9 protein-coding genes are annotated in these 11,794 nt (G+C 63.9%); all 9 read right to left on the bottom strand.

The genetic code is table 11. The features are described from left to right. Positions 1 to 34: 34 nt before the first annotated feature. The 9 genes from QZW03_RS06085 to QZW03_RS06125 all read right to left on the bottom strand — a co-directional run bounded on the left by QZW03_RS06085 (position 35) and on the right by QZW03_RS06125 (position 11,783). Positions 35 to 1,516 (bottom strand): SulP family inorganic anion transporter, encoded by a 1,482-nt coding sequence (locus QZW03_RS06085; protein WP_296509089.1) that lies wholly within the window; start codon positions 1,514 to 1,516, stop codon positions 35 to 37. Between the two features lie 376 nt (positions 1,517 to 1,892). Beyond that, on the bottom strand, positions 1,893 to 3,158 hold the full coding sequence (gene glp, locus QZW03_RS06090) for a gephyrin-like molybdotransferase Glp (protein WP_296509090.1): 1,266 nt from the start codon (positions 3,156 to 3,158) through the stop codon (positions 1,893 to 1,895). Continuing rightward, the gene (gene mobA / locus QZW03_RS06095; RefSeq protein ID WP_296509091.1) at positions 3,158 to 3,865 is read right to left on the bottom strand and encodes a molybdenum cofactor guanylyltransferase MobA; all 708 of its coding nucleotides are present in this window, start codon (positions 3,863 to 3,865) and stop codon (positions 3,158 to 3,160) included. Before mobA ends, glp begins: the two co-directional genes overlap by 1 nt. After that, on the bottom strand, positions 3,852 to 4,679 hold the full coding sequence (locus QZW03_RS06100; protein WP_296509302.1) for a substrate-binding domain-containing protein: 828 nt from the start codon (positions 4,677 to 4,679) through the stop codon (positions 3,852 to 3,854). The genes mobA and QZW03_RS06100 overlap by 14 nt, the downstream gene beginning before the upstream one ends. Next, positions 4,679 to 5,389 carry an ATP-binding cassette domain-containing protein gene (locus QZW03_RS06105; RefSeq protein WP_296509092.1) on the bottom strand — a complete coding sequence of 237 codons (711 nt, stop codon included), beginning with the start codon at positions 5,387 to 5,389 and terminating at the stop codon, positions 4,679 to 4,681. The genes QZW03_RS06100 and QZW03_RS06105 overlap by 1 nt, the downstream gene beginning before the upstream one ends. Then, positions 5,386 to 6,129, bottom strand: a complete 744-nt coding sequence (locus tag QZW03_RS06110; RefSeq protein ID WP_296509093.1) for an ABC transporter permease — start codon at positions 6,127 to 6,129, stop codon at positions 5,386 to 5,388. Before QZW03_RS06110 ends, QZW03_RS06105 begins: the two co-directional genes overlap by 4 nt. Further along, on the bottom strand, positions 6,126 to 7,076 hold the full coding sequence (locus tag QZW03_RS06115) for a formate dehydrogenase accessory sulfurtransferase FdhD (RefSeq protein WP_296509094.1): 951 nt from the start codon (positions 7,074 to 7,076) through the stop codon (positions 6,126 to 6,128). Before QZW03_RS06115 ends, QZW03_RS06110 begins: the two co-directional genes overlap by 4 nt. Before the next feature lie 8 nt (positions 7,077 to 7,084). Next, positions 7,085 to 9,979 carry a formate dehydrogenase subunit alpha gene (gene fdhF / locus QZW03_RS06120; RefSeq protein WP_296509095.1) on the bottom strand — a complete coding sequence of 965 codons (2,895 nt, stop codon included), beginning with the start codon at positions 9,977 to 9,979 and terminating at the stop codon, positions 7,085 to 7,087. 1 nt (position 9,980) lies between these two features. Beyond that, the gene (locus QZW03_RS06125) at positions 9,981 to 11,783 is read right to left on the bottom strand and encodes an NAD(P)H-dependent oxidoreductase subunit E (RefSeq protein WP_296509096.1); all 1,803 of its coding nucleotides are present in this window, start codon (positions 11,781 to 11,783) and stop codon (positions 9,981 to 9,983) included. Between the last annotated feature and the right edge of the window lie 11 nt (positions 11,784 to 11,794).

The following is an 11,794-nucleotide window of genomic DNA, read 5'->3' on the forward strand; positions in this document are numbered from 1 at the left end:
GCTGAACGAATGGCGGGCGAGGATGCATCGGGGCTCAGTGCCCCATCAAGATGTTGTCTGCAAGGTCCTTGTCATGCACGCCGAACTTATCGACCATGGTTGCGCTGGCCTGGTTGAGCCCGAGCACATTCACCTCCACGCCCTTGCGGCGGAACTTGAGCACCACCTTGTCGAGCGCGCTGACCGCCGTAATGTCCCAGAAGTGAGCGTGGGTGAGGTCGATGCAGACAGTGCTCTGCGTGGAGTCGAAATCAAACGCATCGACAAAGCGCTCGGCCGAGGCGAAAAAGACTTGGCCATAAATCTCGTAGGTGCGCGTCTGGCCCTCATGCTCAGACTTCACTTGGATGACCAAAATCTGTGCAATCTTGTGGGCGAAGAAGAAGCCTGAGAGCAACACCCCAGTCAGCACGCCGCGCGCCAAGTCGTGGGTGTAGACGGTAACCGCCACGGTCGCCAGCATGACGAAGCTCGAGCTCTTCGGATGCTCCCGCAGGTTCTTGAATGACCCCCAGTTGAAAGTGCCGATAGACACCATCACCATCACGGCAACGAGTGCAGCCATCGGAATTTGCTTAACCCAGTCGCCCAAGAACACGACCAGAATCAGCAGTACGACCCCTGCGATCAGGGTGGACAGACGTCCGCGACCGCCGGACTTCACGTTAATGACCGACTGCCCAATCATGGCGCAGCCCGCCATGCCGCCGATGAATCCGGTAGCGATATTGGCAACGCCCTGTCCCACGCACTCGCGGTTTTTGTTGCTCTTGGTATCGGTCATCTCGTCCACGATGGTGGCAGTCATCAGCGACTCCAGCAGACCGACCACCATCAACGTGACGGAGTACGGCAGGATGATGCGCAGCGTTTCCCAATTGAGGGGTACGTCAGGCAGCAGGAACACCGGCAAGCTGTTGGGCAACTCACCCATGTCGCCCACGGTTCGGATATTCAGGCCCAGATAGATGGACACGCCAGTGAGCAGCACGATGGCGACAAGCGGAGACGGCACGGCCTTGGTGATGTAGGGCAGCCCGTAAATGATGGCCAACCCGGCGGCAGTCATGGCATAGACCTGCCAACCTACGTTGGTCAATTCAGGCAACTGGGCCATGAAGATCAGAATGGCCAGCGCGTTGACAAAGCCGGTCACCACCGAGCGGGAAACGAAGCGCATCAAGGCGCCCAGCTTGACCCAACCCGCAAAGATTTGCAGTACGCCCGTCAGCACCGTAGCAGCGAGCAGGTATTGAAGTCCGTGGTCTTTGACCAGCGAGGCAATCACCAGCGCCATGGCACCGGTCGCCGCCGAAATCATGCCCGGGCGACCCCCTGCGAAGGCAATGATGGTCGCAATGGAAAACGACGCATACAGACCAACCTTCGGGTCGACCCCCGCGATGATGGAGAAAGCGATTGCTTCAGGAATCAGGGCCAGCGCAACCACCAGACCGGCGAGCACATCGTTGCGGACATTGGAAAACCAGTCCGACTTCAGCGTGGTAAGTGACATAGAAATTGAGGACGACGCACGGGCGCAATCCAGATAGGAGGACAGAAATGAACCCGGGTCGCACTTGGCGACTGGTCAGGTGTAAAGATTCAGGCTGGGCCGGGTGCCCGGCTGCCTTAAGGTGGTGTCACGGAATAAAAGTAGCCGCGTGGCATATCGGCGCCCCGGTAGTGCACGGGGCAAAGTAGATAGGTCAGTAAACACCGCGACATGCAGAGAATTCTATCCCGCGGCCCCAACAGGGCGGCCCTCAATCTTTGCTAACGGGCTATCCCGCTGAAAGCATGCTTAATGGTTTGCGGGCAGTAGCACACCCCACCAACGGAGCCAAGTCAACACTCCGCAGACCCACAGCCCGCGCTACAAAGTCGCCGCGCTACATCACTCCGTCAAACATCATCACGCTGACCGCATCACCCACCGCCACGTTGCCCTGCTCGTGGCCCAGCACGATGAGACCGTTGGCTTGCACCATGGAGCTGAGCACGCCCGAGCCTTGGTTGCCGGTGGTGCGCACTTGCAAGCGCCCGTCTGCGCCGGTGCTGACGATGCCGCGCTGGTACTCGGTGCGGCCGGCTTTCTTGCGCATGACCTCTTGGCTGTGGGCCTGCAAGAGCGGCAAAGGCTTGGGGGTGGCGCCCATCATCTGCAAGAGCGCCGGGCGCACCAGCGACAAAAAGGTCACCATGACCGCCACCGGGTTGCCCGGCAGGCCAAACAGCACGGTGCTGCCGATGCGGCCCAGCGCAAACGGGCGGCCCGGCCGCATGGCGATGCGCCAAAAGGCCACATCGCCCAGGCGGGCCATCATGCCTTTGGTGAAATCGGCCTCGCCCACGCTCACGCCGCCGCTGCTGATGATCACATCGGCCTGCGCGGCGGCGCTGCGAAACGCGGCCTCCAGCGCAACAGGCTCGTCGGGCACCACACCCAGCTCCACCACCTCGCAGCCCAGGCGCTCCAGCAGGCTGGTCACGGTGTAGCGGTTGCTGTCAAACACTGCGCCCTCGCGCAGCGCCTCGCCGGGGGATTGCACCTCGTCGCCGGTAGACATGTAGGCCACTTTCAGGCGGCGCACCACGGGCAGCTCTTTCAGGCCCAAACTGGCCGCTAGCCCAAGTGCCGCGGGCGCTAGCAGCTCACCTTTTGATAGCGCTACGCCACCGAGTTGCAGGTCTTCTCCGCGCAGGCGGCGGTTGTCGCCCGGGCGCAGGCGGTCTGCAGGAATTTGCACCAGGTCGCCCTGCACGGTGGTCATTTCGTGCGGCACCACAGTGTCCAGCCCGGCGGGCAGGATGGCGCCGGTCATGACCTTGAGGCATTCGCCCGGCTGCAGTGTGCCCGTCCACGCTTTGCCAGCGAGCGCAGTGCCTGCCACGCGCAGTTGCAACTGGGCCGCCACGGCCAGCAGGGTGCCGCTGAAGGCAAACCCGTCCATGGCCGAGTTGTCGTGGGCGGGCACGGCCATGCCGGAAATCACGTCGGCGGCCAGCACCCGGCCTGCGCACTGTCGCAGGGGCAGGGTCTGGGTGCCCTGCACCGGCGCGACCATGCGGGCGATGAAGGCGTTGGCGTCGTCCATGCGCAGGGCTTGTGGGTCGTAGCCCTGCAAAGAGCGGGAGATAGCGTCCAGAGAGTTCATCAGGTTTCGAGCTGGCGGAGTTCGTCCAGCGTGTTGGCGTTGGCAAAGGCGCGAGGGTCGTCCCCCAGCGCATCAAAGGGCACTGCGGTGCAGCGCAGGGTGGCAGTCCAGGCGTCGACCTTGCGGCCGCCGCTGCTCAAAAAGGCGTGCAAACCGGGCGCCACCGCCGTGCGCATGAGGCAAAACACGGGCTGGGCGCGCAAGGTTATTTGCCCATCGCGCCCGGCCTCGGGGGCCATCACCACGGCCATGTCGGCATCGGCTTGCAGCAAGGCGGCCAAGAGGCGCTGGGCCATATCCAGAGGGAACAGCGGGCTGTCGCAGGGCACGGTGAGCATTAGCGGGGTGGCGCACACATCGAGCCCGGCTTGAAAACCGGCCAGCGGCCCGGCGAACTCGCTATCGCGGTCCGGCACCACCTGCACGCGCCCGGCACCCAGAGTGGCCTCGCCCAAGGCGCGGTAGACCTCGGGGTTGCGGTTGGCATTGACGATGGCTTGCGCCACCGCCCCGCCGAGCGCCCCGCCCTGCTGGGCCTGCAGGCGCTGCAAAGCGTGTTGCGCCATGGGCAGGCCGTTGAAGAGTTGGAGGCCTTTGTCGACCCCGCCCATGCGCATGCCGCGGCCACCCGCCAGCACCAGGGCCGTGATGTCCTGCAAGCTCGGGGCGTGGGCCGGGTGCGCCGGTACAGATTCAGTTTTTGGCATTCGGGAAGAAAAGTGGTTCACCACCGATTTTGTAGCCTGCAATGACCGCCTGGCCCGCCGCTGACGTCACCCAACCCACAAATTTCGCCGCGCCGGTGGTGTTCACATGCGGATGCTTGGCGGGGTTCACCGGTAGCACGCCGTATTGGTTGAAGAGCTGCTTGTCGCCTTCCACCAGGATCACCAGATCCGCCCGGTTTTTGAAATTGAGCCAGGTACCCCGGTCGGTGAGGACGTAGCCACCGGTGGAGGCGGCAATGTTGAGGGCCGGGCCCATGCCACAGCCGCACTCGCGGTAGCTGGCGAATTTGGGGGCCTCCAGGCCGCTGGCTTTCCAGTAGCGCAGTTCGGCGGCGTGGGTGCCGCTGCGGTCGCCGCGGGAGACAAAGTTGCCACCGGCGGCTGCCAGCTTTTTGAAGGCCGCCACAATGTCTTTGCCGCGCACTGCCGCAGGGTCTGCAGCAGGGCCCACCAGCACAAAGTCGTTGTACATGACCGGCAGGCGCTGGGTGGCAAAGCCTTCTTGCACCAGTTTTTCTTCGGCGGCCTGGTCGTGCACAAACAGCACATCGACATCGCCGCGCCGGCCCATGTCGATGGCTTGGCCGGTGCCCACGGCCACCACCTTCACATCAACCCCCGTGGCGGCTTTGAAGGCGGGCAACAAGTGGGCAAACAAGCCCGATTGCTCAGTGGAGGTGGTAGACGCCATCACCAGCGCCTGCGCTTGCGCAGCACCTGCCGCTACTAAAACAATAGCTGCCAGCGCATATTTCACGGGGGCTAGAGCCCTGAATGACTTATATTTTTGAATCACAGTCCTTCTCCCTTTACAAAATTAGCCGCCTCTGGGGAATGCAAGCGCAGGGTCGCGTTGTCAAAAAATTCCAAAACCGGCAAGTCCGCCAACAAGCGCCCCTGCTCCAGATAAATCACCCGGCTGGCCAAGCGCTTGACCTGCCCGAGGTTGTGGCTGGCAAACACCATGGTGCCGGCAAAGCCCTGCACTGTGGACTCGACCTCGCGCTTGGAGTGCAGGTCCAGGCTGGCGGTGGGCTCGTCCAGCAAGAGCAGCTGGGGCTCCAGCGCCAGCGCGCGGGCCAAGGCCACCCGCTGGGTTTGGCCGACCGAGAGTTGGCGCCCGCGCCGCTGTGCAACGTCGCGCAGGCCGGCCGCCTCCAAGGCTTGCAGGGCACGCTCACGCGCCTGCGGCCAGCGCACGCCCTGCAACCACAAGGCCAGCGCCACATTGCTCTGCACACTGAGCCGCAACAGCACGGGCCGCTGAAACAGCATGGCCTGCCGCACGCCGGGCCCGCCCTGCACCGAACCCGTGAGCGGCTTTTGCAAACCGTGCAGCACGCGCAGCAAGGTGGACTTGCCGCTCCCGTTGGCCCCCACCAGCGCCACCCGCTCGCCGGGCGCAATCTGCAGACTCACCCCGTTGAGCGCCAGCGGTGCGCCGTGGCGCGGGGTGAGCGCGACCGACACGTTGTGGACCTGCAGAAAGGGCGCGGGCGTCACCGTGGCGCCCCCACTGCCGCGGCCGACTCGGGGCCTGCGGCGTCGGCCTTTTGCAACCAGGCGCGCACGGCGGCCAGCAGCAACTGCAGGGCCAGCACCACGCCCAGCAGCACCAGACCCAGGCCCATGGCCAGCGGCAAGTCGCCCTTGCTGGTTTCCAGCGCAATGGCGGTGGTCATGACGCGGGTAAAACCGTCCATATTACCGCCGACCAGCATGACCGCGCCCACCTCTGCAATGGCACGGCCAAACGCCGCCAAGGCCACGGTGAGCAAGGCACTGCGCTCGTCCCAGGCCAACAACAAACCGCGCAGCCGGGGCCCGGCACCCACCGAGCGAAGCTGCTCGCCATGGGCGGCGTCGGCGTCTTCGACGACCTGGCGTACCAGCGCAATCACTATCGGCAAGACCAGCACGGTTTGCGCCAGCAACATGGCTTTGAAAGAATAGAGCCACCCCAAAAACCCGAGCGGGCCAGAGCGCGAGAGGAGCAAATACACCGCCAGCCCTACCACCACCGAGGGCAGCGACAGCAGGGTGTTGAGCAGCGCCAGCACCACCCCGCGGCCGGCAAACCGGCTCACCGCCAGCCATGCGCCCAACACCACGCCCACGCCGCAGGCCAAGAGAGTGGCCAAGGCGCTCAGCGCCAGTGAGCGCCCCACAATTGACCACAGCATGGGGTCCGCATCGGCAATCAGCTGCAAAGCGGCCAGGCCGCTGTCCCCCAAAGAGCTCAAGCGCCGGCCCCGAGGGGTTCCGGCACCGTCTCCCACTGCAGGCGGTGCGCGCCGCTGAAACACAGAAAGCGGGTGTTGAGAGCCCGGCCAATGGCGCACAGGCCCAGATCGGTGGCCACAGCGTGGCCCATTTGGGTCATGCCACTGCGGGAGATCACCACGGCCACGCCCATCTGGGCGGCTTTCATGACCATTTCGCTGGTCAGGCGGCCGGTGGTGTAAAAAATAAGACCATTCACATCGAGTGGCGCAGCGGCAAGGAGTCGGGGCGGCAGAGCACTTTGCTCCGTGTCCCCCGCCCGCTGCGGGGGCTCCTCCTTGACCTGCGCAAAACGCTCCGCCGCCCCGCCGCCAAGGGCCTGCAGCGCCATCCAGCCGGCAATGGTGTCGATGGCGTTGTGGCGGCCCACGTCTTCTACAAAAATCAGGCGCTCGCTCCCCCGGAACAAGGCGCAACCGTGCACCGAGCCGGCAGATTTGTAGGTGCTGTCTTGCAAGCGGATGGTGTTGACGATGTCATACACCTGCGCCTGTGTGACCACGGTGGGCGGCAGCGCAATGCCCTCAATGTGCTGCATGACCTCGCCAAACAAGCTGCCCTGGCCGCAACCGGTGGTGACCACCCGCTTGGCGGTCTTGGCCTCGACGTCGGCAATGCCGCCTATGGTTTTGACGGCTGCGGCCCCGACCTCCCAGTCCACGGTGATGGAGTCGATAGCACGCGCATCGGGCACCAGCCGCTGGTTGATTAGGTACCCCAGCACCAGCCACTCGGGGCGCTCGCCCAGGGTCATGAGGGTGACGAGTTCGCGCTTGTCGACATACACCGTGAGTGGGCGCTCCGCCGGAATCTCCAGCGCCTGCCGCTCCCCATGCTGGTTGACCACCATGATGCTGTGCGTCAGTGGCGCACGGGCTTGGGTGAGGTATGGCAGGGCAGCGGTCATAGCGTTTTTCAGGCGGTGGCAGGCGCCGGGTTGGTGCCGTAGCCGCTCATGGCGGCCGGCGTGCCGCCCCGACGGATGGCCACAGCGCAGTACTTGAACTCGGGGATTTTGCCGAACGGGTCCAAGGCGGCATTGGTCATGAGGTTGGCTGCTGCCTCGTAGTAGGCAAACGGCACAAACACAGCACCCCGCGGCGTGCCGTCGTCACGGCGCACATGGAGCGCCACGTTGCCACGGCGCGAAGCAATGGTGATCACATCGCCCGCTTGCAACTGCAGGGCTTGCAGGTCGTCCCCGCACATGGAGGCGGTGGCCATGGGCTCGATGGCGTCGAGCACAGTGGCCCGGCGCGTCATGCTGCCGGTGTGCCAGTGTTCCAGCTGACGGCCGGTGATGAGCACAAACGGGTAGTCCGCATCGGGGCGCTCGTTGGCGGGAATGATGTCTGCCGGCACCAGGTGCACCCGGCCGTCGTCGGTGGCGAACTTGTCAATAAACACGGTGGGGGCACCGGGGTCTTCGGCACTCAGGCAGGGGTAAGTCACGCTGGACTCGCGCTGCAGGCGCTCCCAGGTGATGCCGGAGATGGCGGCGTGCATGGCTTGGCGCATTTCTTCGTAAACCGCCGCCACGCCGTCGCTCTCGCCGGGGTAGTTCCAGTCCAGGCCCACGCCTTTGGCCATTTGCTGCAGGATCCACAAGTCAGGCTTGGCCTGGCCGGGCGGGTTCACTGCCTTCTTGCCGAGCTGCACCATGCGGTCGGTGTTGCTGACGGTGCCGTCTTTCTCGGGCCAGGCGGTCGCGGGCAGCACCACATCGGCCAACCAGGCGGTTTCGGTCATGAAAATGTCCTGCACCACCATGTGCTCCAGGCTGGCCAGCGCGTGGCGTGCATGGTTCAGGTCGGGGTCGCTCATGGCGGGGTTCTCACCCATGATGTACATGCCGCGCACCTTGTGCGGGTCGCTGTCGTCCGCCAGCGCCTTGTGCATGATTTCCACCACGGTGTAGCCGGGCTGGTCGTCAAGCTTGGTGTTCCAGAAGTCTTCAAACCAAGCATGCGCGGCCTTGTTGGTCACGCGCTGGTAGTTGGGGAACATCATGGGGATGAGACCGGCATCGGACGCGCCCTGCACGTTGTTCTGGCCACGCAGCGGGTGCAAGCCGGAGCCGGGCTTGCCGATCTGGCCGGTCACGGTGACCAGGGCAATCAAGCAGCGCGCGTTGTCGGTGCCGTGCACGTGCTGACTCACGCCCATGCCCCACAGAATCATGGCGCCCTTGGCCTTGGCAAACTCACGGGCCACTTCACGCAGCGTTTGCGCAGGGATGCCGCAGATGGGCTCCATAGCCTCGGGGCTGTAGCCCTTGACGTTCTCTCGAAGCGCCTCAAAGTTGCTTGCCCGCTTGGCAATAAAGTCCTGGTCCGCCAAGCCTTCTTCAATGACCACGTGGATCAAGGCGTTGAGCATGGCCACGTCGGTGTCGGGCTTGAACTGCAGGGTGCGCCAGGCGTGCTTGCCGATGTCGGTGATGCGCGGGTCAGCCAACACAATCTTGGCGCCCTTCTTGGACGCGTTCTTCATCCAGGTGGCAGCCACCGGGTGGTTGGAGGTGGGGTTGGAGCCGATCACAAAAATCAGATCAGAGTGCTCCACGTCGTTCACCTGGTTGCTCACCGCACCGGAGCCCACGCCCTCTAAGAGCGCCGCCACGCTGGAGGCGTGACACAAGCGGGTGCAATGGTCGACGTTGTTGCTGCCGAAGCCGGTGCGCACCAGCTTTTGGAACAGGTAGGCCTCTTCGTTGCTGCCCTTGGCAGAGCCGAAGCCGGCCAAGGATTTTTTGCCATAGGTGTCGCGCAAGCTGCTGAGCGTGCCGGTGGACAGGGCCAGCGCCTCTTCCCAAGTAGCTTCACGGAACACCGAGGACCAGTCGGACGAATCCCGGTTGAGGTCGTTCAGCATTTCCGGATCTTTGGACACACCGGGCTTGCGAATCAGGGGCACAGTCAAACGCTGCGGGCTGTGGGCGTAGTCAAAGCCGAAGCGCCCTTTCACACACAGGCGGTTGTGGTTGGCCGGGCCATCGCGCCCGTCAACACTCACGATAACGTTGTCTTTGACGTTGTAGGTCAGCAAGCAACCCACACCGCAGAACGGGCAGACGGAGTCCACCTTTTTGTCTACCACCTGGGTACCCAGCTGGGTCTTGGGCATGAGCGCGCCGGTGGGGCAAGCCTGCACACATTCGCCGCAGGCCACGCAGGTGCTTTCGGCCATGGGGTCGTTCAGGTCGAACACGATCTCCGAATGCGAACCCCGGTTGGCATAGCCGATCACGTCGTTGACCTGCTCTTCGCGGCAGGCGCGCACGCAGCGGTTGCACTGGATACAGGCATCCAGATTGACGGCCATGGCGGGGTGAGAAATGTCGGCCTTGGGTTGCTCGCGGCGCAGGGCTTTGAGCTCGGGGCGCACGGACACATCCATACGCGCAGCCCAGGCGCTCAGTTCGCCGTGTTGCTGACTGGCGTCGGGCACAGCGGCGTCGGAGTCATTCCATTTGTAGCCCTCGTCCGGCATGTCGGAGAGCAGCATCTCCAACACCATCTTCTGGCTTTTGACAGCGCGCTCGCTCTTAGCCTGCACTTCCATGCCAGCTGTCGCGCTGCGGCAGCAGCTGGGTGCGAGGGTGCGCTCACCTTTGATTTCGACCACGCAGGCGCGGCAGTTGCCGTCGGCACGCAGGCCGTCATGAAAGCAGAGGTGGGGAATATCAATACCGTGGCGTTTGGCGGCCTTGAGGATGCTTTCGCCCTCGAAGGCGACCACGGTTTGCTGGTCCAGCTTGAACTCAATGGTTTGCGGCATGACTTCCGCAGGTTTGGCAATGGCATTCATGTCAGGACACCTCGTGGGCAAAATATTTCTGGACACTGCGCACCGGGTTCGGGGCCGCTTGGCCCAGACCGCAGATGGATGCGTCAGTCATCACCACATTCAAATCTTCAAGCGTTTCGTGGTCCCACACTGCGGACTCCATGAGCGTAGCGGCCTTGGCGGTGCCGACGCGGCAGGGGGTGCATTGGCCACAGCTCTCGTGGGCATAAAAACGCATCATGTTCAGGGCTGCATCGCGCGCCTTGTCGTGCTGGCTGAGCACGATCACCGCCGCCGAGCCAATGAAGCCGCCATAAGGCTGCAAGGTATCAAAGTCGAGCGGCACATGCGACAGGCTGGCCGGAAAAATACCACCCGATGCACCGCCCGGCAGATAGGCGTACAGGGTGTGGCCGTCGAGCATGCCGCCGCAATATTCGTCGACCAGCTCCGCCACCGAGATGCCGGCCGGGGCCAGCTTCACGCCGGGGAACTTGACGCGGCCGCTGACGCTGAAGGAGCGCAGGCCTTTGCGCCCGTTGCGGCCGAAACTGCTGAACCAGTCGGCACCCTTTTCCACAATATCGCGCACCCAATAGAGGGTTTCGAAGTTGTGCTCCAGGGTGGGCCGGCCGAACAAGCCCACTTGGGCGATGTAGGGCGGGCGCATGCGGGGCTCGCCGCGCTTGCCCTCGATGCTTTCAATCATGGCGGACTCTTCGCCGCAAATATAGGCCCCCGCGCCACGGCGCAATTCAATGCGGGGCAAAGGGCAAGGCGGATTGGCCTGGAGCTTGGCGATCTCGGTTTCCAGAATCGCGCGGCAGCCGTGGTACTCGTCCCGCAGGTAGATGTAGCAAGCCTCGGTGCCCACCACTTGGGCGGCCACCAACAAGCCTTCCAGGAAACGGTGCGGGTCGCGCTCCAGGTAGGTGCGGTCCTTGAAAGTACCGGGCTCACCTTCGTCAATGTTCACGGCCATGAGGCGGGGAGCGGGCTGGTCGCGCACGATGCGCCATTTGCGCCCGGCCGGAAAACCGGCTCCACCCAAACCACGCAGGCCGGAGTCTTCCATGGCCTTAATGACGGACTCGGCGTTTTGGGTGCCTTGGCTCAGGGCGGCGGCCAGTGTATAGCCGCCCTTGGCTTTGTAGGTGTCGTATCCGGTGTAGCCGGGGGCTACTTCCACCGCATGGGGTTCCGGGGACACGGCGCGTTCCGCATAAGCGGACGCTATGAATTCTGTAGCTTGCGGCGCAGACGGGTGGACGGCTTTGGCCTCTTTTACCAGTTGCGCAATGGACTCCACCGTCGCCCGGGGCACAGGGTGCTGGTGCACGACTGCGGCAGGCGCTTGTTCGCAGCGGCCGATACACGGCGCCGGAATCACGCGAACGTCTTCATTTCCGAGTATGGAAGGCAGGCGCGCCAACAAATCTTGTGCGCCCGCCATCTCACAGCTCAAACCATCGCACACCCGTACCGTCAACTGCGGCACGGTCTCGTCACCCCGCACCACCTCGAAGTGGTGGTAGAAGGTGGCGACCTCGTACACCTCGGCCATGGGAATGTTCATTTCCTTGGCCAAGGCCACCAAGTGCCTGTCGTGCAGGCAGCGGTACGCGTCGTTGAGTTTGTGCAGGTGTTCAATCAACAGGTCACGCCGGTGAGGCGCAGCGCCTACCAGCGCCCGCACCTCCGCCACAGAGGCGTCATCAGCCTGGCGGCCTTTGAGTTTGCTTTTGCGACGGATGCGATCCCGCATGTCCTCGACAGTGGCCAAGGGCACTGAAGTGATGTGCGGAGCGGTGCTGGGTGCTGTCATAGCGATCCTGT

This window comes from Rhodoferax sp. (assembly GCF_013297935.1).
Taxonomy (GTDB): domain Bacteria; phylum Pseudomonadota; class Gammaproteobacteria; order Burkholderiales; family Burkholderiaceae_C; genus Allorhodoferax.